At 71.9% G+C, this 21,098-nt stretch carries 18 protein-coding genes and 1 pseudogene; 8 read left to right on the top strand and 11 right to left on the bottom strand.

Annotation, left to right across the window (positions count from 1 at the left end; genetic code table 11):
• Positions 1-2: 2 nt before the first annotated feature.
• From ACFYXB_RS26365 to ACFYXB_RS26345, 5 genes and pseudogenes are all read right to left on the bottom strand, one after another.
• The gene (locus ACFYXB_RS26365) at positions 3-869 is read right to left on the bottom strand and encodes an SGNH/GDSL hydrolase family protein (RefSeq protein ID WP_389586510.1); all 867 of its coding nucleotides are present in this window, start codon (positions 867-869) and stop codon (positions 3-5) included.
• A 263-nt stretch (positions 870-1,132) separates the two neighbouring features.
• Positions 1,133-2,275 (bottom strand): annotated as a pseudogene (locus ACFYXB_RS26360) (glycosyltransferase); the annotation flags it as partial.
• On the bottom strand, positions 2,272-3,399 hold the full coding sequence (locus ACFYXB_RS26355) for a glycosyltransferase family 4 protein (protein WP_389586508.1): 1,128 nt from the start codon (positions 3,397-3,399) through the stop codon (positions 2,272-2,274). The gene ACFYXB_RS26355 and the pseudogene ACFYXB_RS26360, both read right to left, overlap by 4 nt.
• A 139-nt stretch (positions 3,400-3,538) precedes the next feature.
• Positions 3,539-4,957, bottom strand: a complete 1,419-nt coding sequence (locus ACFYXB_RS26350) for a HEAT repeat domain-containing protein (RefSeq protein ID WP_389586506.1) — start codon at positions 4,955-4,957, stop codon at positions 3,539-3,541.
• Positions 4,958-5,258: 301 nt separating this feature from the next.
• Positions 5,259-5,651 (bottom strand): ankyrin repeat domain-containing protein, encoded by a 393-nt coding sequence (locus ACFYXB_RS26345; protein ID WP_389586504.1) that lies wholly within the window; start codon positions 5,649-5,651, stop codon positions 5,259-5,261.
• 340 nt (positions 5,652-5,991) lie between these two features.
• Between ACFYXB_RS26345 and ACFYXB_RS26340 the strand changes: the two genes are divergently transcribed.
• Together ACFYXB_RS26340 and ACFYXB_RS26335 are read left to right on the top strand one after the other, a co-directional pair.
• Entirely contained in the window at positions 5,992-6,186 is a 195-nt protein-coding gene (locus ACFYXB_RS26340; protein ID WP_389586502.1) for a hypothetical protein, read from the top strand.
• Positions 6,187-6,226: 40 nt separating this feature from the next.
• Positions 6,227-7,816 (top strand): hypothetical protein, encoded by a 1,590-nt coding sequence (locus ACFYXB_RS26335; RefSeq protein WP_389586500.1) that lies wholly within the window; start codon positions 6,227-6,229, stop codon positions 7,814-7,816.
• Between the two features lie 92 nt (positions 7,817-7,908).
• Here ACFYXB_RS26335 and ACFYXB_RS26330 read toward each other — a convergent pair whose 3' ends face one another.
• Positions 7,909-9,417: a PLP-dependent aminotransferase family protein gene (locus ACFYXB_RS26330; protein WP_389586498.1), complete on the bottom strand. Its 1,509-nt coding sequence runs from the start codon at positions 9,415-9,417 to the stop codon at positions 7,909-7,911.
• Positions 9,418-9,518: 101 nt separating this feature from the next.
• Between ACFYXB_RS26330 and ACFYXB_RS26325 the strand changes: the two genes are divergently transcribed.
• The 4 genes from ACFYXB_RS26325 (at position 9,519) to ACFYXB_RS26310 (ending at position 13,004) form a co-directional block, all read left to right on the top strand.
• Complete coding sequence (locus ACFYXB_RS26325; RefSeq protein WP_389586496.1) at positions 9,519-10,172, top strand: YitT family protein; 654 nt, start codon at positions 9,519-9,521, stop codon at positions 10,170-10,172.
• Entirely contained in the window at positions 10,169-10,936 is a 768-nt protein-coding gene (locus ACFYXB_RS26320) for a glycerophosphodiester phosphodiesterase (RefSeq protein WP_389586494.1), read from the top strand. The genes ACFYXB_RS26325 and ACFYXB_RS26320 overlap by 4 nt, the downstream gene beginning before the upstream one ends.
• Positions 10,937-10,995: 59 nt before the next feature.
• Positions 10,996-12,351, top strand: coding sequence for an MFS transporter (locus ACFYXB_RS26315; protein ID WP_389586492.1), 1,356 nt, complete (start codon positions 10,996-10,998; stop codon positions 12,349-12,351).
• A gap of 278 nt (positions 12,352-12,629) precedes the next feature.
• Complete coding sequence (locus ACFYXB_RS26310; protein ID WP_003977404.1) at positions 12,630-13,004, top strand: RNA polymerase-binding protein RbpA; 375 nt, start codon at positions 12,630-12,632, stop codon at positions 13,002-13,004.
• Positions 13,005-13,122: 118 nt separating this feature from the next.
• On the opposite strand, the gene fxsA is transcribed toward ACFYXB_RS26310, so the two are convergent.
• The 4 genes from fxsA to ACFYXB_RS26290 all read right to left on the bottom strand — a co-directional run bounded on the left by fxsA (position 13,123) and on the right by ACFYXB_RS26290 (position 17,173).
• On the bottom strand, positions 13,123-13,686 hold the full coding sequence (gene fxsA / locus ACFYXB_RS26305; protein ID WP_389586490.1) for an FxsA family membrane protein: 564 nt from the start codon (positions 13,684-13,686) through the stop codon (positions 13,123-13,125).
• 79 nt (positions 13,687-13,765) lie between these two features.
• Positions 13,766-14,560: a polyprenol monophosphomannose synthase gene (locus ACFYXB_RS26300; protein ID WP_389586488.1), complete on the bottom strand. Its 795-nt coding sequence runs from the start codon at positions 14,558-14,560 to the stop codon at positions 13,766-13,768.
• Between the two features lie 520 nt (positions 14,561-15,080).
• A complete protein-coding gene (locus ACFYXB_RS26295) occupies positions 15,081-16,685 on the bottom strand; it encodes an amidohydrolase (RefSeq protein WP_389586486.1) in 1,605 nt (534 codons plus the stop codon).
• A 47-nt stretch (positions 16,686-16,732) separates the two neighbouring features.
• Entirely contained in the window at positions 16,733-17,173 is a 441-nt protein-coding gene (locus tag ACFYXB_RS26290) for an Lrp/AsnC family transcriptional regulator (protein ID WP_351357942.1), read from the bottom strand.
• Between the two features lie 268 nt (positions 17,174-17,441).
• Between ACFYXB_RS26290 and ACFYXB_RS26285 the strand changes: the two genes are divergently transcribed.
• Positions 17,442-17,876, top strand: a complete 435-nt coding sequence (locus tag ACFYXB_RS26285; RefSeq protein WP_351357885.1) for a hypothetical protein — start codon at positions 17,442-17,444, stop codon at positions 17,874-17,876.
• Positions 17,877-18,321: 445 nt separating this feature from the next.
• Here ACFYXB_RS26285 and ACFYXB_RS26280 read toward each other — a convergent pair whose 3' ends face one another.
• Positions 18,322-19,494, bottom strand: a complete 1,173-nt coding sequence (locus ACFYXB_RS26280; RefSeq protein ID WP_389586484.1) for an acyl-CoA dehydrogenase family protein — start codon at positions 19,492-19,494, stop codon at positions 18,322-18,324.
• Between the two features lie 333 nt (positions 19,495-19,827).
• Between ACFYXB_RS26280 and ACFYXB_RS26275 the strand changes: the two genes are divergently transcribed.
• Positions 19,828-21,081, top strand: a complete 1,254-nt coding sequence (locus tag ACFYXB_RS26275) for a glycoside hydrolase family 18 protein (protein ID WP_389586482.1) — start codon at positions 19,828-19,830, stop codon at positions 21,079-21,081.
• Positions 21,082-21,098: the final 17 nt, after the last annotated feature.

Raw genomic sequence — 21,098 nt, 5'->3', positions numbered from 1 at the left:
CTTCACGCCGCGTCCGGCTGTTCCCCCACCGAAACGGCGCGTTCCGTCACCGAGACGGCGGCCAGCGCCGCGGAGACCGCGTGCGCCGTCCTGAGGTCGAGGCGGGCGCTCGTGCCCCGCGCGCGGTGCCGCGTCTCGTCCCAGGCCAGCTTGAGGAGCTGCGGCAGCAGGTCGGAGCAGCGCCGGATCACCCAGGCGGTGCCGGCGGTGGCCAGCCACCACAGGCTCGCCGACTTGGTGGGAGCGGGGAACTCCGGCTCGGGCGAGGGCACAGGTCCCGTCGCAGCGCCCACTTTCGCGAGCAACGCATGGAAGCGCAGGGCGAGTTGCCGGTGACCGCGCTCGCCCGGGTGCAGCCGGTCCGAGCTCCACATCGCGCGGTCGGTGATCCACTCGGCCTCGGCGGCGTGCAGATGGACCACCCCGTACCGCTCGGACAGCGCGTGCACCACCGTGTTGACCGCGCGTTGCCGACGGGCCAGCGGGCGGGCCAGGGCGCCCGGGAGCCCCAACATCGAGCCGGGGTCGGGCAGGCACGCGGTGAGCACGACGGCTCCCTGCCGGGTGAAGGCCGCGTAGACCTTGTCGAGCCGGGCGGCCACCGCGTGGATGTCGAAGGTGCAGCGCAAGGTGTCGTTGACGCCGATGACGACGGAGACGACGTCCGGCTTCAGCTCGAGAGCCGCCGGGGTCTGTGTCTCCAGGACGTCCCGCGTCTGCGCCCCGCTGACCGCGAGGTTGGTGAATTCCACCTCGCCGGAGAGCCCGCCGGACAGCAGCTCGGCCCAGCCGCGCCATCCGTTGTCGACAGGATCTCCCACTCCCTCGGTCAGCGAGTCACCGAGCGCCACGAACCGGACGGATCTCATGCCACACCCTCCGGCACGACACGACGGGACGGGACCGACGCGTCGTGGGCGTCGGGACGGGACGGTAGTGACACATCGCCGTCGACACGACCGGACGGCAGCGACGCATCGTCCACGTCGGGGCAGGGGGGTGCCGACACGTCGCGCGCGTCGGAACGGGACGGCAGCGACGCATCGCCGTCCGTACGGCGTGCCTGTGCCGTCGTGTCGTCGTCCGGGACCCGGCGCGACGGTGCCGTCCCCGCGTCGCCCTCACTGCGGCCGGCCGGCGCCGTCGCATCGTGCGCCTCGAGGAACGCCTCCACCGCAGCTCCCCACCCGAAGCACTCCGCACGCGCGCGTGCCGCTTCGCGACGCTCGTTCTCCGAGCGTTCCAGGAGCATCTCCACGGCATCCGCGAACGCCTCGCCGCGGTCGGCGGCCGTGGCCCCGGCCGAGCCGATCACCTCCGGCAGCGCGGACGAAGCGCTGGCCACCACGGGTGTCCCGCACGCCATGGCCTCGAGCGCGGCGAGCCCGAACGTCTCGGCGGGCCCGGGTGCCAGGGCCACGTCGGCGGATGCCTGGAGCGCGCCGAGCAGCGTCCGGTCGCCGACGTGCCCGAGGAAGGTCACCGGCAGCCCGCGTTCACGTGCCCGCTGTTCCAGGCGTGCCCGCAGCGGTCCGTCACCGGCCACGACGAGTACCACCCGCCGCCCGCGCCGCACCAGCGCCTCCAGTGCGTCGAGCGCCGTACTGGGCCGCTTCTCCACGGACAGCCGGGAGCACATCACCAGCAGCGCCTCGTCCTCGCGCGCGTGCAGGGCTCGCGCCCCGGGGTCGCGCAGCGACGGGTGCCGGGTCGTCAGATCGACGCCCAGCGGGGCCCGGACGACATTGCGGGCACCGATGCGGATGAACTCGCGCTCGGCGAACTCCGTGGTGCACACCACGCGCGAGTAGGTGTGCGCCGTACGGGTGTTGAGGGCGTCGGCGGCGCGCCGGGAGAGGTTTTCCGACAGGCCCCAGGTGCGCAGTACGCCGTCGGCGGTCTCGTGGGAGACCATCACGGCGGGGACGCGGGCCCGCCGGGCCCACCGACCGGTCCACCGCAGCGTCGTACGGTCGGACACCTCGAGGCGGTCCGGGGCCAGTTCCTCCAGGAGGGCGGCGACCCGGCGCTTGTCGGCCAGGACGCGGTAGCCGCCGGTGCCGGGCAGCAGCGGGCCGGGCAGGGTGATGACCCGGCCCTGCTCGGTGTCCTCGTCGCTGTACCGCTCGCCCGGCACGATCAGCACCGGATCGTGGCCCGCCGCCTTGAATCCCATGCCCAGCTCGCGCAGCGCGGTGCGCAGGCCGCCGGACGTGGGGGCGACGAAGTTGGCGAGCCGGACGATCCGCAGGGACGGCGTGGGAGCACTGGTCATGCCGCCACCACCGTCCGCCGCGCGGCGAGCACGTCCTTGTAGTGGGCGATCAGCTGGTCGCCGACCGCGGCCCAGGTCCGGCCCTCGACGGTCGCCCGGGCGGCGGCGCCGTACTCGGCCCGCATCCCGGCGTCGGCGGCCAGAGCCTGCACCGCGTCGCGTACGGCGTTCGCGTCGCGCGGCGGCACGAGCAGCCCGGTGCGCCCGTGATCGACCAGGTCGAGCGGGCCGCCGGCGGCGGGGGCGACGACGGGCACGCCGCTCGCCATGGCCTCCTGCACGGTCTGGCAGAACGTCTCGAAGGGGCCGGTGTGGGCGAAGACGTCGAACGAGGCGAAGATCCGGGCGAGGTCGTCGCCGGTACGGCGGCCCAGGAAGACGGCGCCCGGCAGTGCCTCGGTCAGATGGGCCTGGCTGGGCCCGTCGCCCACCACCACGACCCGCACGCCGTCCAGGCCGCAGGCCTCGGCGAGGAGTTCGACCTGCTTCTCCGGGGCGAGGCGTCCGACGTAGCCGACGATCACCTCTCCATTGGGGGCGAGTTCCCCGCGCAGCGCCTCGTCACGCAGGTCGGGGCGGAAGCGCACGGTGTCCACGCCGCGCGGCCACAGCCTGACCCGGGGCACGCCGTGCGCCTCCAGGTCGTTCTGGGCGGCGCTGGAGGGGGCGAGAGTGCGGTCGGCGGCGGAGTGGACGGAGCGTATGCGCCGCCACGCCGCCGCCTCGCCTGCGCCCACGTAGGTGCGGGCGTAACCGGCGAGGTCGGTCTGGTAGACGGCCACGGCGGGGATGCCGAGCCGGGCGGCGGCCGCCATGCCGCGGACGCCGAGGATGAAGGGGCTGGCCAGGTGGACCATGTCGGCGCGGTGGTCGACGAGGGCCGCGGCGAGGCGTCGGCTGGGGAGGGCGACGCGGACCTGGGGGTAGCCCGGGAGCGGAAGGGAGGGGACATGGACGACGGGGCAGGGCGCGGACGCGTCCGGCTTGTTGCCCGGGGCGGGAGCCGGGGCGACGACGATGGGAGCGTGACCGCGATCGACGAGGTGTCGGGCGGTCTGGAGCGCGCAGTGGGCCACGCCGTTCACATCGGGGGGAAAGGATTCGGTCACGATGACGACACGCATACCCGTGTTTTCGCCGCGCTGGACGTGGCCGCGTCAACGTGGATCTTTCCGGACGGGGAACGATCCGTGAGCGTTACGCTCTCCACCCAAGCAGGTCAGACCGCGTCCATGCCCTCCTGACCCACGAGTCACTCCGTGTTCATGTGATCGGCCCGTCAGGGGCGATCCGGCTGCGTACGGCCGTCTGGACCTCGGCCTCCTCAGCCGGATCGGCGGCCAGCCGACGCAGGCGCTCCACGACCCGGGCGTCACCGGTCTCGGCGTGCCGGGCGGCGAGTTCGCGGGTGGTTTCCTCGCAGTCCCACAGGCATTCGACAGCGAAGCCGGCGCCGAACGAGGGGTCGGTTGCGGCCAGGGCGCGGGCGGCGCGGCCGCGGAGATGGGACGAGGCCGTCTCGCGGTACACATGGCGCAGAATCGGTGCCGCGCAGATGATGCCGAGGCGGCCGGCGCCGTCGACGAGCGTCCACAGGGTCGGCGCGTCGGGTCCCTCGCCCCGTACGGCCTCGCGGAGGGCGCCGAGGACGAGGTCGCGGTCGCGGGTTCCGCCGCGGCAGGCGAGCATGCGGCCGGCGGCGGCGCCGAGGGCGTCGGGCCGGCGGGCCCAGCGCCGCGCCCGGTCGACGGCGACGACGCTGCGCATCCGTTCGAAGGCGTCGACGGCGGCTTCGGCCACGGCCGTCTCGCCGTCGGACACGGCGGCCTCGATCAGCCCAAGGGCGTCAGGATCGTTGCTGTCGGCGAGGTAGCGCAGGGCCGTGCACCGGGCTCCCTCGGTGCCGGCCCCGGCGGCCCGGAGGATCTCCGGCCGGTCCTCGGGGCCGGCGACGGCGACGAGGCAGCGGGCGGCCGGGACATGGCGGGCCGCGCCTCGTTCGATGCCCTGCTGGGCCCAGTCGAAGACGGCTTGCACGCTCCATCCGGGCCGGGGTCCGGTGGGTCGCATCTGGCGCTGCCAGCGGTCGAAACAGCCGGCTTCCCGGGCGGTACGCACGCGTGCGGCGATCGCTTCGCGCGGATCCTCCGCCCACAGCCGCCAGGGCCGTGGCTCGAAAGCGTCGCGCACGGCGACGGACAGCTCCGCCTCGCCCTGCGCATCGGCGGGGAACCGGGCCAGGACGGGTACAGCCAGGGCACGCAGGCCCGCGTCGTCGTCCCTGAGGGCGAGTTCGTCCAGGGCCCAGGCCCAGTTGGCGCCGTGGGCGGCGTACCGGCGCAGCAGCGCGAGCGCGTCGCGCCTGCCGTACGAGGCGAGGTGCCCGAGGACGGCGAGGGCCAGGCCGGTGCGCGACTCCTCGCTGTCGAGGACGTCCTCGGGGTCGAAGAGGTGGGCCTCGATGGCGTCGAGTTCGCCGTTCAGGTCGAGGTAGAGACGGGCGTAGTAGAGGGAGCGGTTCTCGACCTGCCAGTCGTGGCGGGGATCGCGCAGTACACAGTGGTTCAGTGCCGCGAGCGCTTCGGCGCGCGGGGCGGTGAGCGCGTGCAGTGTGCCGTCGCCGCGGCCCCGCTGGAGCAGGCCGAGCAACGTACCGCTGGGCGCTATGACCGGATCGAACATGGGAAACAGCCTCACATCAAGCGTCGACGCAACCGGGGGACACGCACTACCTGGCCGCGTGACACAACGTCGGGGCGCCCGCCGTCTCTTGCTTGCTGTAGACCATCTTCCTCTGCCTCTCGTAAGTGGCCCATGCGGGCCGGATCACGGCCCGCGCGGTGCGGCAGCACCTGCCCAGCCATCGCGTCCGTGAATCACGACGTCATGATGACCCGCGGCTTTCGCCTACCGCGACCGGATTTCCGGCGGCCTTTTACCGCCTCCCCCGTTTTCCGTGTCGTACCTGGTCAGGACGTTCGGATCAATGCGCGCCGAACAATTCCAGGAGTTCCGTCTTACCGAACATCCGGGCGGTGTCGACCGCGGACGGAGTTCCCGCGGCGGGGTCGGCGCCGCCTTCGATGAGGGCCTTGATCACTTCCTGCTCACCCTTGAAGACGGCTCCGGCGAGCGGGGTCTGGCCCCGGTCGTTGACCCGGTCCGCCTCGGCGCCGCGGGCGAGCAGTGCGCGTACGGCGTCGGCGTGGCCGTGGTAGGCGGCGAGCATCACCAGGGAGTCACCGCGGTCGTTGGTGAGGTTCGCCGGCACGCCCGCGTCGACGTACGCGACGAGCGCCTCGGTCCGCCCCTGCCGGGCCAGATCGAAGATCTTGGTCGCCAGCTCCACGACCTCGGGGTCGGGGTCTTCACTCATCGGCCGGACCACCTCTCCTGCGACTTCCGGGGCCCTATTCGGGGACTGACAGAGCGTACGGCAGCGACCGGGCCGCGCCCGTACGGGTGAATCGCCAGCGTACTGGCTGCCGCGGCACATGACCCGTTGTACCCGAGGTAAAGATCATCGCGGACCCATCGAACGCGGGAATCCCGCCCGTCTTGCGCGTGGACCGGTACTCGGCCGGGCCAAGCCCCCTCCACCGCCTGGGGGAAATCAGACGAAATTCACTCAGTTGCACCTTTTATCGTATGGATACATGCTGTGATGCTGGAAGTACTCATGGTGAGTGTCCCCTCTCGACACCAGGAGATCGCAAATGAACCTCTCCATGTCAGGCGTCGTCCTGCTCGGCATCGTCGTCTTTCTCTTCTTCCGCAAGGACGGGCTCAAGGCGTCGCACGCCGTGACCTCGTCCCTGTTCGGCTTCTACCTCGCCAGCACGGCCATCGCCCCCAGCATCCAGGCGGGCGGCGAGAGCCTGGCGAGCCTGCTCGGCGGCATCAAGTTCTGACGCCGCCGTTCCCGCCCGTACGTACCGTCAGGAGACAGCAGTGGCCCGGCGCCCTCTCCCCCGCATTCTGAGCAACGGCAGCGCTCAGCTCGCCAGGAGCCGGGAGCTGGTCCGGACGACGGCCGACAGCGCCAGGGACGTCCTCCACCCCCTGATCACCGTGATGCGCGGACTGCGCCGGCTGGCCTCGGCCGGGCGGCGCAAGTGGGCGGAGACACCCAAGGACAAGCGCGGGCCACTGCTGTTCCTGGTGGCCTCGCTGGTCCTGGTCGTGGCGCTCGTGCCGTACGGACCGCTGCTCGCCGGCGTCTCCCTCATGGCGGCGGCGGCCTGGCACGGCCGGGACCGCACCCCGCCTGAGCAGGACGGCCCGAGCAAGTCGCAGGCGGAACGGCTCCAGTCCCTGTACGAGGCCCTCGTCCCGTACTTCTCGACCCCCGAGGACCCGGCACCGCTCTACGCCCACGGCGGGGAGTGGGACAAGGCCTTCACCACGCATGAGTTCGACGAGGCGGGCCGCATCGGCCATCTCGTCATCCGCTACCCGGCCTATTTCACGGACGGCGAGGCCGAGGCCCGCGCACGGATCGAGCACCTGCTCACCGCGAAGTCCGGCCGGGGCCGCGAGTACCACTTCGTCTGGGACGAGGAGGGCAACCTGCTCACGGTCACCGTCCTCGCCCCGCTGGCCAACGACATCGCCGCCCAGCGCTTCGTCACCGCGCCGGGCGAGACCGTCCTGGGCTTCACCGACCCGACCGAGGTGCAGCGCACGCTCCCGCTCGACTACGGCGACGAGCAGCGCGACGTCCCGCCGGTCGTCTGGCGCACCGGTGTCCGCTCCACCGAACCGCATCTGCTGGCCCTCGGCCAGCCCGGCAGCGGCACCTCGACGCTGCTGCGCTCCATCGCGCTCCAAGCGCTCCAGCACGGCGACGTGCTCATCGTCGAGGGCGGCAGCACCGGCGAGTACGCCTGTCTGACCGGCCGCAGCGGCGTTCTGGCAGTCGAGTGCGGGCTCACCGGGGCGCTGGCCAGCCTGGAGTGGGCCGCGCACGAGACCGAGCGGCGGCTCATCGCGGCCAACCGGGCCCGGCAGGAGGGGCAGCCCCCGCCGGAGGACACCAAGCGTCCGCTGTGGATCCTCCTGGACCGCCCGAGCGTCTTCGCCCACCTCGCCGCCGCGGACGGCCGCGAGGATCCGCAGACGCTGCTCCAGGTGCCTCTGCGGCACGGGCGGGCGGCCAATGTGACCGTGGTCGTGGCCGAGCAGTTCGACAACGCGGACGCGCTGAGCGAAGCGGTACGGCAGCACACGCGCGCGCGTGTCGTGCTCGGGCCCGCGTCGCCGGAGCAGGTGGCGACGGTGCTGGGCGCTCCGCCGCACACGACGCCGGTGGCTCAGGTGCCGCCGGGGCGGGGGTATGCCCGGCTGGGCGGCGGTCCCGTGCTGCGGCTCCAGGTGCCTGCCACGCCGGATCCGTACGACGAGGCGACCAGCGAGGCCGACCGGCAGGCGGTGCTGGCACTGCTGCCGGCGCCGGTGGCTGAAGAGGCGACGCTCGTGGAGGCGGAGGCTGGGCAGGCCGGGGGTGTGCGGGCGGAGGCCGTCGTGGCGGAGAGTCCGTGAGCGAAGGCTGGTGGTGGCCCGGTGGTGGTGCCGGGCGGGTGAGGCACGACTGCCCGCGGCTGGGGCCGCGCAGCGAAGCGGCAGGTGGACGGCTACGCCACGAACGTTCGCGGTGCCTCCGTCGCCCCCGTCGCTCCCGTCTTCACCAGTCGTGCCGCCGCCGCCAGGCGTACCGCCGCTTCCTCGGCCACCGCTCCGCCCACCGTGAACGGCAGCCGCACATATCCCTCGAAGGCGCCGTCCACGCCGAAGCGCGGGCCGGACGGGACGCGTACGCCGACCCGTTCCCCGGCCTCGGCCAGACGCGAGCCCGACAGACCGCCCGCGCGCACCCACAGCGTGAGGCCGCCGTGCGGGACCTCGAACTCCCAGTCCGGCAGCTCACGCCGTACAGCCGCCACCAGGGCGTCCCGGTTCTCGCGTGCCTGGGCACGCCGCAGGGCCACCGCCTGCTCCCAACCGCCCGTGCTGAACAGCCAGTTGACAGCCAACTGCTCCAGGACGGGAGTGCCCAGGTCGGCATAGGCGCGCGCGGCGACCAGGCTGCGGATCACGTCCGGGGCCGCCCGCACCCAGCCGATCCGCATCCCGGCCCAGAAGGCCTTGCTCGCCGAGCCGACCGTGATCACGGTCGAGCCCGCCGGGTCGAAGCCGCACACCGGGCGCGGCATCTCGGCGGCGTCGAAGCCGTCCTCAAGCCACAGTTCGCTCATCGTCTCGTCGGCGACCAGCACCGTCCCCGCCGAGCGGGCCGCGTCCACCAGCCGGCGCCGCTGGTCCTCGTCGGCGAGCGCTCCGGTGGGGTTGTGGAAGTCGGCCACGACATAGGCCATGCGGGGCGCGGCCTCCCGCAGGACCTGGCGCCAGCGGTCCATGTCCCAGCCGGAGAGCCCCTCCCCCATGGCGACCGGAACCAGCCGGGCGCCCGCCTCCCGCATCAGCTGGAGGATGTTGGCGTACGACGGCGACTCCACGGCCACGCGCTCGCCCCGGCCCGCGAAGAGGTGGCAGATGGCGTCGATGGCACCCATGGCACCGGTCGTGACCATGATCTGCTCGGGCATGGTGGGGATGCCGCGCGCGGTGTAGCGCTCGGCGATCATCGAGCGCAGGGCGGGCAGGCCGGCCGGGTAGTCGCCGTGGGTGTGGGCGTAGGGCGGCAGTTCCTCCAGGGCGCCCTGGACGGCCCGGGTGAGCCAGGGCTCGGGGGCGGGCAGGGCGGCGCAGCCGAGGTCGATCATGGAGCCGAGTGCCTCGGGGGGCAGCGGTTCGAGGCCGCGGGCAGGCAGCGGGTTGCCGGCCGGGACCGCGGTCCAGCTGCCCGCGCCGCGCCGGGACTCCAGGAAGCCCTCGGTGCGCAGCGCCTCGTAAGCGGTCGCGACCGTGGTGCGGCTGACCGAGAGGGACAGGGCCAGTTCGCGTTCGGCGGGCAGCCGGGCGGCCACGGGCACACGGCCCTCCAGGACCAGCAGACGGATGCCGTCGGCAAGCGCGCGGTAGGCGGGCGGGCGGCGCGTGCCGGGGCCGGCCGGGCGCTCCTGCTGGGAGTTGAGCAGCCGGGCGAGCTGCGCGGCACCCACCGCAGAGGTCCACTGCGCCATGCAGATCAGTCCACCTTCCCCGAATTGGCCATGGATGACGTTCCATCCCGAGCCACAGAGTGACATGCGTCAGTCCACCATGACCACCAGGGGGGTATCTCTTGTCCGATCAAGGCCGTCTCGGGCGACGGCTGATCCAGTTGTACGCAGGGCTCGCGCTGTACGGCGCGAGCTCCGCACTGCTCGTCGAGGCGGGCCTGGGCCTGGAGCCCTGGAACGTGCTGCACCAGGGCCTCGCGGAGCTCACCGGGCTGACCATCGGGGTCGTCTCCATCATCGTCGGCGCCGCCGTGCTGCTGCTGTGGATCCCGCTGCGCCAGCGCCCCGGTCTCGGCACGGTCTCCAACGTCTTCGTCGTCGGCCTCGTCATGGACGGCACCCTCGCGATGCTCCCCGAAGCGCACGCCCTGGCCGTACGGATTCCGCTCCTGCTGACGGGCATCGTGCTCAACGGCGTGGCGACCGGCCTCTACATCTCCGCGCGCTTCGGACCCGGCCCGCGAGACGGGCTGATGACGGGACTGCACCTTCGTACCGGACGTTCGATCCGGCTGATGCGCACGGCGATCGAGGTCGCGGTCGTCGTCACCGGCTTCGCCCTCGGCGGCAGCGTCGGCGTCGGCACCCTCCTGTACGCGCTGTCGATCGGGCCGCTCGCACAGCTCTTCCTGCGCATGTTCGCCGTCCCGTCGGCATCGGAGCGCAGCACGGTCGTTGCCACCGGGTCACCCGGGAGAGCGATACTTCGTCCGTGACCACGCTGATACGCCACCCGTACCTCGACCATCCCGGTCCCATCCCCTTCGCCCACCGGGGCGGGGCCGCCGCCGGGCTGGAGAACACCGTGGCGCAGTTCCGGCGCGCCGTCGACCTCGGCTACCGGTACATCGAGACCGACGTGCACGCGACCGCGGACGGCAAGTTGGTCGCCTTCCACGACTCGACCCTGGACCGGGTCACCGACGGGGCGGGCCGGATCGCCGACCTGCCGTGGGAGGACGTACGGCACGCGCGCGTGGCGGGCAGCGAGCCGGTGCCCCTCTTCGAGGAGCTCCTTGAGACGTTCCCCGAGGTGCGCTGGAACGTGGACATCAAGGCGGAGCCCGCGCTGCGGCCGATGCTGGACCTGATCGAGCGCACGGATGCCTACGACCGTGTGTGCGTCGGCTCCTTCTCCGAGGCGCGCGTCCTGCGCGCCCAGCGGCTGGCCGGGCCGCGCCTGGCCACGTCGTTCGGCACGCGCGGCGTGCTCAACCTTCGGCTGCGCTCCTGGGGCCTCCCCGCTGCGGTGCGCCGCTCGGCGGTCGCCGCGCAGGTCCCGGAGTCGCAGTCGGGCCTCCCCGTGGTCGACCCGCGCTTCGTCCGCGCCGCCCACGCGCGCGGGCTGCAGGTCCACGTGTGGACGATCAACGAACCCGAGCGGATGCACCGACTCCTGGAACTGGGTGTGGATGGCATCATGACCGATCACATCGACACGTTGCGCAAGGTCTTCGAGGACCGCGGCATCTGGGTCTGAGCATCCGGCGCCCGTCCCGCGCCTTGGCACGGCACCATCGGCGGGAATCGAGGGCAGGGGTGGGCACCGAGACGGTGCGGGCGGGCGTGGCCGACGCGGCCGCGGACCGGCGCCGCGAACAGCGCGGCTGGTACTTCTACGACTGGGCGTGCTCCGTCTATTCGACGAGCGTGCTGACGGTGTTCCTGGGCCCCTATCTGACGTCGGTCGCGAAGTCGGCGGCGGACGCGGACGGGTTCGTGCATCCGCTGGGTATCCCGGTCCGGGCGGGGTCCTTCTTCGCCTACTCGGTGTCCCTGTCGGTGATCGTGGCCGTCGTGGTGATGCCCCTGGTGGGCAACGCGGCCGACCGCACCGGCCGTAAGAAGCCCCTGCTCGGGGCTGCCGCGTACACGGGCGCCGCCGCGACGACGGGCATGTTCTTCCTCGACGGCGACCGCTATCTGCTCGGCGGCGTGCTGCTGGTGGTCGCGAACGCGGCCCAGTCCGTGGCGACGATGCTCTACAACTCCTATCTGCCGCAGATCGCTCCGCCCGAGGAACGCGACGCTGTCTCCTCACGCGGCTGGGCCTTCGGCTACACCGCAGGTGCCCTCGTCCTGGTCGTCAACCTCGTCCTCTACTCCGCGCACGACAGTTTCGGCCTGTCCGAGACGGCGGCGGTCCGTATCTGCCTGGCCTCGGCGGGTCTGTGGTGGGGCGCCTTCACGCTCGTACCGCTACGGCGGCTGCGCGACCGGCGTGCCACAGCGGCCAAGGCCACGACGGCCACGGCCACCGGGCTGCGGCAGCTCGCGGCGACGGTCCGCGACATGCGCCGGCACCCGCTGACGCTCTCCTTCCTGCTGGCGTACCTCATCTACAACGACGGCATCCAGACGGTGATCTCGCAGGCCTCGGTCTACGGCTCGGAGGAACTGGGGCTCGGGCAGTCGACGCTCATCGGGGCCGTGCTGCTGGTGCAGGTGCTGGCCGTGGCGGGCGCGCTGGCGATGGGGCGGCTGGCCGTGGTCTACGGCGCGAAGCGCACGATCCTCGGGTCACTGGTCGCCTGGACGGTCACGCTGGCAGCCGGGTACTTCCTGCCCGCCGGGGCGCCGGTGTGGTTCTTCGTACTGGCCGCCGGAATCGGACTGGTGCTCGGCGGGAGCCAGGCGCTGTCCCGGTCGCTGTTCTCGCACCTCGTGCCTCCGGGCAAGGAGGCCGAGTACTTCTCGGCGTACGAGATGAGCGACCGCGGCATGAGCTGGCTGGGCCCGCTGCTGTTCGGTGTGACATACCAGCTGACCGGTAGCTACCGGTCAGCGATCATCTCCCTGGTGGCCTTCTTCGTCATCGGGTTCGCCCTGCTCGCGCGGGTTCCGGTGCGCCGGGCGATCGGTGCCGCGGGCAACCCCGTCCCGGAGAAGATCTAGCGCTGATTTAGCGCTCAACACGAAAGGGCGGTAGTGTACGCGTTTGGCCTGCCAGGCGTACCGTTACTGCGCGTCAAAGATGCCGAAACGCCGGGTGACATCTGCTAGCAGATGTGACAAACCGGGCGCTGGTGGGTACAACAAGGGGCGGCTACGACGGCGACGCATGACCCGGAACGGGACTCGGAACGGGAATCTTTACCGCCGACCGGACGTTGACCGGATGACGACGACAGCGACACCTGTCCTGTGGGCGACAAGCCCGGGAGGCACGATTCATGAGTGAGCGAGCTCTTCGCGGTACGCGCCTCGTGGTGACCAGCTACGAGACGGACCGCGGCATCGACTTGGCCCCGCGCCAGGCCGTGGAGTACGCATGCGAGAAGGGGCACCGCTTCGAGATGCCCTTCTCGGTCGAGGCGGAGATCCCGCCGGAGTGGGAGTGCAAGGTCTGCGGTGCCCAGGCACTCCTGGTGGACGGCGACGGCCCTGAGGAGAAGAAGGCCAAGCCCGCGCGTACGCATTGGGACATGCTGATGGAGCGGCGTACCCGTGAGGAGCTCGAAGAGGTCCTCGAGGAGCGGCTGGCCGTTCTGCGCTCCGGGGCGATGAACATCGCTGTTCATCCCCGGGACAGCCGCAAGAGCGCCTAGCGCGAAGACGGCAGACACGACAAGCACGTAACCGCGGGCGCCGTACGTAAGGTAGACGTACGGCGCCCGCGGTTTCGTGCTGCCCGGATGCGGTGACCCCGGCGCGCCGCCCGGGGGCTCAGCGGGTCAGCGGCGGGCGCTGTTCACGCGAAGTGTCCCCCGGTTCGTTCCTGTCGTCCCGGATGACCTCACCCTGGACGATCTTCCCGTCGGGACGGTGAATGCGGGCCTGCTGGAAGGCGTCGCCGAAGGAGCCGGGGGTCGCCGCGCGCAGTTTGCGGTCGACGGTGCGTTCCGTGTAGCGGCTCAGCGCCTTCTGGAGTGGCGGGATCAGGAGCAGCAGGCCCACCGCGTCCGAGATCAGGCCGGGGATCACCAGCAGCAGACCGCCGAGCATCAGGAAGCCGTTGCCGCCGCCGCGCTCGGGGGAGCCGCCGCGCTGCAGTGCTTCGTTGAGGCTCTGGAAGGCGCGTCGGCCGGCTCGCTTGATGACCACGCAGCCGGCGACGAAGCCCGCCACCAGCAGCAGGAACACGGTGAGGCCGCCCGCCTCACCCGCGACCACGGTCAGCAGCCAGATCTCCAGCACGAGCCACACGGCGATGCCCAGCGGCAGGAACGTGCGCAGCCGGGAGCGCCGGGGCCGGACGGAGGGCTGAGGCGTCGGCATGCCAGTCGTCATGCTCCCAGTGTGCCTGGGCCCGGCTCAGTGCGGGATAAGCGGGACGATCAACGGGACCTGTGAGGTCACGGTGTACGGGTCAGGCCTGCTTGCGCCTGCCGGTGATCCGGCCGACCCGCTCCCCCACGCCCCACGCCGTGACGCGCCACAGCGCCTCCACGAGGATGTCCCGGCTCATCTTGGAGTCGCCCAGCTCCCGCTCGACGAAGGTGATGGGGACCTCGACGACGTGGAAGCCAGCCTTGACGGCGCGGCGGGCCAGGTCGACCTGGAAGCAGTAGCCCTGGGAGGCGACCTCGTCGAGGCCTAGGCCCTCGATGGTCTCGCGGCGGAAGGCGCGGTAGCCGCCGGTGATGTCGCGCAGCGGCAGGTCGAGGGCGAGGCGCGAGTAGAGGCTGCCGCCGCGTGAGATGGCCTCACGGCTCTTGGGCCAGTTCACGACCCGGCCGCCGGGCACCCAGCGGGAGCCGAGCACCAGGTCGGCACCCTTGAGGGCGGTGAGCAGCCGGGGCAGTTCCTCGGGCTGGTGGGAGCCGTCGGCGTCCATCTCGATCAGGACGCCGTAGCCGTGCTCCAGGCCCCAGCGGAAGCCCGCGAGGTAGGCGGCGCCGAGGCCCTCCTTGCCCTTGCGGTGCAGCACCTGGACGTGGTCGTCCTCGGCGGCCAGTTCGTCGGCGAGCTTGCCCGTGCCGTCGGGGCTGTTGTCGTCCGCCACGAGGACGTGGGCCTCGGGGACGGCCCTGCGCACCCGGCCGACGATGGACTTGATGTTCTCGGCCTCGTTGTAGGTCGGAATGATCACCAAGGCCGTGCCGAGCGGGCCGAACTGCCTCCCCCGGTGCTGTGCCGCGAGGGTCCCGTCGCCGTCGTTCACTGCTGCCCCTTCATGTCGTAAGCAGGGGTCCACCATAGTGGCCGCGGCCTGCGCCGACGTGACAGCACGTTCGTACGGTGGTGTCGATTGCGCAAGAGCGCGGTAAGACCGGCGTACGTCCGCTACGGATGGAGGCCCGGCGCCCTTCGGGCCGACCTGGGACCCGCTGGCTGCGGGTCGACCGAAAGCCGTTGTCTACTGAGCACCGGGCCCCACCCGGGTCACACCTTCCCGACCGGCCGGAACTTCCCTCGTCGGCGCGGCGCTGAGCCTGGCTCCCAGCGACGGTGCCCCGGTGCGGCACACCGTCCCTGACCCAGCGGCGCTGCGAAGAGTGCTCGGAGGCTCCCCGGTCGGGCGTCCGGTGGTGGACTCGGCCGAACCTACCGGCCCCCTGCTGCTGGCTGTCAACAAGCGTCTGACCTGGGGAGATTTCAGCACATACCGGGTCGGCACAGAGGATGCGCAGGTCGCGCGACGCGACGGCAGTGATCTTCCTCCACCGCGCCACCCCCGGAGATCACTCGCCCGGCCCTACGAACACCGTCCGTCCGCCCACCACCGTGCGCAGGCAGCGCGGGAGGTCGTGGCCCGGGGTCAGATCGGGCAGGCCAGGGGTGCCGGAGCGCGGGTCGGTCGACCAGCGTGCAACGCGGTCGTCGGGGGCCTGGACCACGAGTTCGTCGGTGCGCCACACCGCGTAGTCGGCGGGCGCTCCGGGCACCAGGACGCCCGCGTCGTCGCGGCCGACAGCCCGCCAGCCGCCCCGCGTGTGCGCCGTGAACGCGGCGCGCACGGAGACCCGGTGCTCGGGCGTGCGGTGGAAGGCGGCCGCGCGGACCGTGCCCCACGGGTCGAGCGGCGTGACCGGGCTGTCGGAGCCGAAGGCGAGCGGGACTCCGGCTCGCAGCAGGGCCGCGAACGGGTTCAGCGTGCGGGCCCGCTCCGCGCCCAGCCGGTCGGCGTACATGCCGTCCGCGCCGCCCCACAGCGCGTCGAAGGCGGGCTGGACGGAGGCGGTCAGGCCGAGTTCGGCGAAGGCGGCGACGGTCTCGGGGGTGAGCATCTCGGCGTGCTCGACGCGATGGCGGGCGGCGCGGACCCGGGCCAGGCCCACCTTGTCGGACGCGGCACGCACGCCCTCGACGACGGCGGTCACGGCGGCGTCGCCGATCGCGTGGAAGCCGGCCTGGAGGCCCGCCTCGGTGCAGGCGACGACATGGGCGGCCACGGCGGCGGCGTCGAGGTAGGCGGTGCCGGTGTGGTCGGCGTCGGCGTACGGCTCGTGCAGGCAGGCGGTGTGGGAGCCGAGAGCGCCGTCGACGAAGAGGTCGCCCGCGGCGCCGAGCGCGCCGAGCGCGCGGGCCTTGTCGACATCCCGCTCGGCCCAGTAGCCGATCACGCGCGGACCGGGCACCTCCCGGGCGAGGCGCAGGAGGTCCGTGAAGTCGTCCTCGGAGGAGATCTGCGGGCCGCCGCACTCGTGGACGGATCCGATGCCGAGGGAGGCGGCGTGCGCGAGGGCGGTGCGCTGAGCCTCGGCGCGCTGCACAGGTGTGACGGCGGCGAGCGCGGCGGCGCGTACGGCGTGGTGGTCGTCGCGGGTGAGCGGGGCGTCCACGCGGGAGACCTGGCCGGGGACCAGGTCCAGCAGGGCCGTGGTGACGACGGCCGAGTGGACGTCGATGCGGGAGAGGTACAGCGGGCGTCCGCCGGTGGCCTCGTCCAGCTCCGCGCGGGTCGGCGGGCGGCCGCCGGGCCAGCGGGCGGCGTCCCAGCCGTGGCCGAGCAGGACGCGGTCGTCCGGACGGGAGGTGGCGAAGTCCCGTACGAGCGCCAGTGCCGCGTCGAGGGACGGCGCGTCGGACAGGTCGAGGCCGGTGATCGCGAGGCCGGTCGAGGTGGTGTGCACATGGGCGTCCGTGAACGCCGGGGTGACCAGGGCCCCGTCGAGGTCGACCACCTCGTCGACGCCGTCCGCGAAGGCGTCGGCGGCCCCCTCGGAGCCGACCCAAGCGACCTGGCCCCGCTCCACGACCATCGCGGTGGCGAAGGGATCGGCGGGGCTGTGGACCTCTCCGCTGCGGAGCAGGACGGTCTGCGGCTGGTCGGTGCGCTCACTCATGGGGAACAGTCTCGCGCCTGGCCGCGGCCGCCCTGTACGCAGGTCGGTCAGACCTTCGGCGGGCGTGCCTCGTACGGCGTCGAGAGCACCACCGTCGTGCGCGTCGACACGCCGGCCAGCGTCCGCAACCTGGCCAGCAGTTCCTCCAGATCGTGCGGCGTGGCCACGCGGACCTTGAGGATGTAGTTCTCGTCGCCCGCGACGCTGTGGCAGGCCTCGATCTCGGGGACGTCGGCGAGACGGTCCGCGATGTCGTCGGGGGCGCTGGGGTCGAACGGTTTCACCGAGATGAAGGCCGTCATGGGCAGTCCCACGGCCTCGGGGTCGACGACCGCGGCATACCCGCGGATGACGCCGCGCTGCTCCAGCCGGCGCACCCGCTGGTGCACGGCCGACGTGGACAGCCCCGTGGCCTTGCCCAGGTCTGTGTAGCTCATCCGCCCGTCCTTGACGAGCAGCTGCACGATTTGACGGTCCAGCTCCTCCATGGCGCCAAAACCTACAGTGTGCTTGATCTCCTCGGATACCTGAGCAACCCAGGTCATACCCGGTTCGTGATGTGTCCGAGAGTCGGCCGTGAGCCGTCGGAGGGACAAATCCAGCGCACCGGGCATCTGCGGTCGGCATGTGACCAACGCCACAGCGCCCGGGCGGGCTCCGTGATGTCCTCGTGATTACCGCCGAGACGGGACGGGAAGTGCTTGCTGTGGTCGTGGCCGCAGCGCCTTCACGGCCCAGCCCGAGGGGGAGAATCCCATGCAGAGTCTTAAGCGCCCTGGTCGTACCGCGTCCAAGCGGCAGCTGGTCGTCGAGCCCGAGCCGGAGGGCGTCGAACCCGACGCCTACGAGGCCGAAGAGTTCGACGCCTACGACACCTTCGAGATGTACCGGGTGATCTGCCCGGACTGCGCGCAGCCCATCGCGCTGCTCGCGGACGAGGAGGTCCTGCCGGAGCACGCACTGTGCGCCTCGCCGTGGAACCCGTTCGGCCTCACGGTCTGTGCCGGTACGGGCCGTTCGGCGACCGACGCCCAGTCCGCGGACGAGTCCTTCGAGCCGCAGGAGCAGGACACCGCCCTCCTGCTGACGCTTCCCCAGGGTCTGAACTGGCGGACGCAGCCCTTCTCGCACGTCGGTGGCCCGGGTTCGCGCCCCATGCGCGTCCCGGAGATGCGCCGCCAGGCCGCCTGAGGCCTCCGGCCCGGCCGGTCCCGCTCGATCCCAGTAGCCGCCCCGCACCATGGCTCGCAGGCTGTCGTGGTGCAGGATCAGTGCGTCCGGGTCCACCGGGACCACGACCTCCCCGAAGTACGCCTGGCTGGCGGTACGTCAGACGCCTCGGGGAGGCCGGAGCCGTGATCGGACGTCCGCGAACTCACGCTCGATTCTCTTGATCGGTGACCTGTTCCGCCGCCCCTGCGTTGCCGAGGTATGACCCCCACATATTCGGTCACCAAGCGTCAGCGCCGACTCTTCGTCCCCACACCCGCAGAATCGGTTCCGCCGCCCCAGCACCAGGACCCGCCTATCTACCGCGACCTGATGCGCACCTGGGCCGACGGAGGCCGCACCCTGCCGGGCCGCCACGACCCGGAGTGGGTCAGGCTGGCGGCCGTCCCGGTCGCCCCGGGCCGGTTCAGCGAGTCTCAGGGCCCGCCAGATGACGGCCGATGACCATCCGCTGGATCTGGTTGGTGCCCTCGACTATCTGCAGGACCTTGGCCTCGCGCATATAGCGCTCGACGGGGAAGTCCGTGGTGTAGCCGTACCCGCCGAGGATCTGGACGGCGTCTGTGGTCACCTTCATCGCCGTGTCGGTGCAGTGCAGCTTGGCCATCGCCGCCTGCTTGGCGAACGGCCGGCTCGCGTCGCGCAGCCGCGCCGCCGACAGATAGAGCGCCCGGCCTGCCTCGATCTGGGTGGCCATGTCGGCGAGCATGAAGCGCAGGCCCTGGAAGTCGGAGATCGGCCGCCCGAACTGGCGGCGCCCGGTGGCGTACGCGACCGCCTCGTCCAGCGCCGCCTGGGCCAGGCCGATTGCGCAGGCCGCGATGCCGAGCCGCCCGGAGTCCAGCGCCGCCAGGGCGATGGCGAAGCCCTGGCCCTCCTCGCCGAGGCGCCGCTCGTCGGGCACCCGGACGCCGTCGAAGTGGACCTGGGCGGTCGGTGAGCCCTTCATGCCCATCTTCTTCTCGGGCGCCGCACCGCTGAGCCCTTCGGCGTCGCCGGGCACCAGGAACGCGGAGATCCCCCGCGAGCCCTCCACTCCGGTGCGCGCCATGACGGTGTAGAAGTCGGCGATCCCGCCGTGCGTGATCCAGGCCTTCGTACCGGTGATGACCCACTTGTCGCCGTCCCGCACCGCCCTGGTGCGCAGGGAGGCGGCGTCGGAGCCGGAGGACGGTTCGGAGAGGCAGTAGGCGCCCAGCAGACCGCCGCCGAGCATGGCCGGAAGGTGCTCGACCTGCTGCTGCTTGGTGCCGTAGGCGGCCAGTGCATAGGAGGCGAGGGTGTGGACGCTCACGCCGAGGCCGACGGTGAGGCGGGCCGCGGCGAGCTCTTCGAGGACCTGGAGGTAGACCTCGTACGGCTGGTCCCCTCCGCCGCACTCGGAGTCGTACGGCAGGCCGAGCAGTCCGGACTCCGAGAGAAGGGTGAAGACCTCGCGCGGGAAGCGTCCGGCGTCCTCCTCCTCGGCGGCCCGCGGGGCGATCTCGCGCTGCGCGATGTCGCGGACGAGAGAGATCAGGTCCCTGGCCTCGTCGGTGGGCAGCTGACGCTCCACCGGCTGCGGGGCACGGTCGGACATGGCGACGGTCTCCTCCCTGAGTCGGGCACATCGGCGGACGTGCGCCTTGGGTGGGGCGGCGCCGCCTGGTCCTGCGGGGTCCGACTGGGGCTCGCTCCCGGGTCGCGGAAGCTGCTGACCAGCGGCTCTGCGCTGTGAGTATGCCCGATTGGCGCCCTCCAGTCACCAGTTAACGACCGCTTACTTCAAGAAATCCAGCCCGGCCCGAGCGCCCCGAAATTGGTCCGAACCATTGACCGCACTGGTCTAGTCCTCCTACGCTCTCGGGTCACGGCTTGACCGCGTTCATGCCAAACAGCACGCGTTCCCCTCTCCCCCACGAGGAGACACCCGATGCACACTCCCCACCACTCCGACGCCCGCATCCGGGCGCTGCTCTCCGCCGCCTGTTGCGCCGTCCTCGGTGCCGGGCTGCTGGCCGGCGCCGGCACGGCGACCGCCACACCCGCCGCACGGGACACGCCCGCACCGAAGGCCGCCGCGGCCGGCTCGAAGGTCGTCGGCTACTTCACCGAATGGGGCACCTACGACCGCAAGTACTACGTCAAGAACATCGAGACCTCCGGCTCCGCCGCCAAGCTGACCCACATCAACTACGCCTTCGGCAACGTCACCGGCGGCAAGTGCGCGATGGGCGACTCCTACGCCGCCACCGACCGCGCCTACACCGCCGCCGAGTCGGTGGACGGCGTCGCCGACACCTGGGACCAGCCACTGCGCGGCAACTTCAACCAGTTGCTCAAGCTGAAGAAGAAGCACCCCGGCCTGAAGGTCCTGTGGTCCTTCGGCGGCTGGACGTGGTCGAGCGGCTTCGGCGAGGCCGCGAAGAACCCGGCCGCGTTCGCCCAGTCCTGCTACGACCTGGTGAAGAACTCCAAGTGGGCCGGCGTCTTCGACGGCATCGACATCGACTGGGAGTACCCGAACGCCTGCGGCAACACCTGCGACACCAGCGGGCGGAACGCCTTCAGGAACGTGCTGGCGGCGCTGCGTTCGAAGTTCGGCTCCGGCAGCCTGGTCACCGCGGCGATCACCGCCGATGCCACCAGCGGCGGCAAGATCGACGCGGCGGACTACGCGGGCGCGGCGCAGTACGTCGACTGGTACAACCCCATGACGTACGACTTCTTCGGCGCCTGGGACGCGGCAGGTCCGACGGCGCCGCACTCGCCGCTGAACTCCTACTCGGGCATCCCGAAGGCGAACTACTACACGTCGGCGACCATCGCGAAGCTCAGGGGCCTCGGCATTCCGGCCTCGAAGCTGCTGCTCGGCATCGGTTTCTACGGCCGCGGCTGGACCGGTGTCACCCAGGCGGCACCCGGCGGCACGGCGACCGGCCCGGCGGCGGGGACGTACGAGCAGGGCATCGACGACTACAAGGTGCTGAAGACGAAGTGCCCGGCGACGGGCACCGTGGGCGGCACCGCATACGCCAAGTGCGGCAGCGAATGGTGGAGTTACGACACCCCGTCGACCATCGCGACCAAGATGACGTACAAGAACCAGCAGGGTCTGGGCGGCACGTTCTTCTGGGAGCTGAGCGGGGACACAGCGAACGGCGAGCTGATCAAGTCGATCGGCTAGCCAGGGAGTCGGGGCGG

The organism is Streptomyces sp. NPDC002619, assembly GCF_042889305.1.
Lineage (GTDB): Bacteria > Actinomycetota > Actinomycetes > Streptomycetales > Streptomycetaceae > Streptomyces.
The sequence above is the reverse complement of the archived record's forward strand: the minus strand, read 5'-3'. Positions and strand labels throughout refer to the sequence as shown.

Excerpts from the sequence above, each read along its gene's own strand:
- ACFYXB_RS26280 (WP_389586484.1), bottom strand. The coding sequence starts at position 19,494 with ATGTCCGACCGTGCCCCGCAGCCGGTGGAGCGTCAGCTGCCCACCGAC.
- ACFYXB_RS26275 (WP_389586482.1), top strand. The coding sequence starts at position 19,828 with ATGCACACTCCCCACCACTCCGACGCCCGCATCCGGGCGCTGCTCTCC.
- ACFYXB_RS26365 (WP_389586510.1), bottom strand. The coding sequence starts at position 869 with ATGAGATCCGTCCGGTTCGTGGCGCTCGGTGACTCGCTGACCGAGGGA.
- ACFYXB_RS26290 (WP_351357942.1), bottom strand. The coding sequence starts at position 17,173 with ATGGAGGAGCTGGACCGTCAAATCGTGCAGCTGCTCGTCAAGGACGGG.
- ACFYXB_RS26330 (WP_389586498.1), bottom strand. The coding sequence starts at position 9,417 with ATGGCGCAGTGGACCTCTGCGGTGGGTGCCGCGCAGCTCGCCCGGCTG.
- ACFYXB_RS26355 (WP_389586508.1), bottom strand. The coding sequence starts at position 3,399 with ATGCGTGTCGTCATCGTGACCGAATCCTTTCCCCCCGATGTGAACGGC.
- ACFYXB_RS26295 (WP_389586486.1), bottom strand. The coding sequence starts at position 16,685 with ATGAGTGAGCGCACCGACCAGCCGCAGACCGTCCTGCTCCGCAGCGGA.
- fxsA (WP_389586490.1), bottom strand. The coding sequence starts at position 13,686 with ATGACGACTGGCATGCCGACGCCTCAGCCCTCCGTCCGGCCCCGGCGC.
- ACFYXB_RS26285 (WP_351357885.1), top strand. The coding sequence starts at position 17,442 with ATGCAGAGTCTTAAGCGCCCTGGTCGTACCGCGTCCAAGCGGCAGCTG.
- ACFYXB_RS26310 (WP_003977404.1), top strand. The coding sequence starts at position 12,630 with ATGAGTGAGCGAGCTCTTCGCGGTACGCGCCTCGTGGTGACCAGCTAC.
- ACFYXB_RS26340 (WP_389586502.1), top strand. The coding sequence starts at position 5,992 with ATGAACCTCTCCATGTCAGGCGTCGTCCTGCTCGGCATCGTCGTCTTT.
- ACFYXB_RS26350 (WP_389586506.1), bottom strand. The coding sequence starts at position 4,957 with ATGTTCGATCCGGTCATAGCGCCCAGCGGTACGTTGCTCGGCCTGCTC.
- ACFYXB_RS26345 (WP_389586504.1), bottom strand. The coding sequence starts at position 5,651 with ATGAGTGAAGACCCCGACCCCGAGGTCGTGGAGCTGGCGACCAAGATC.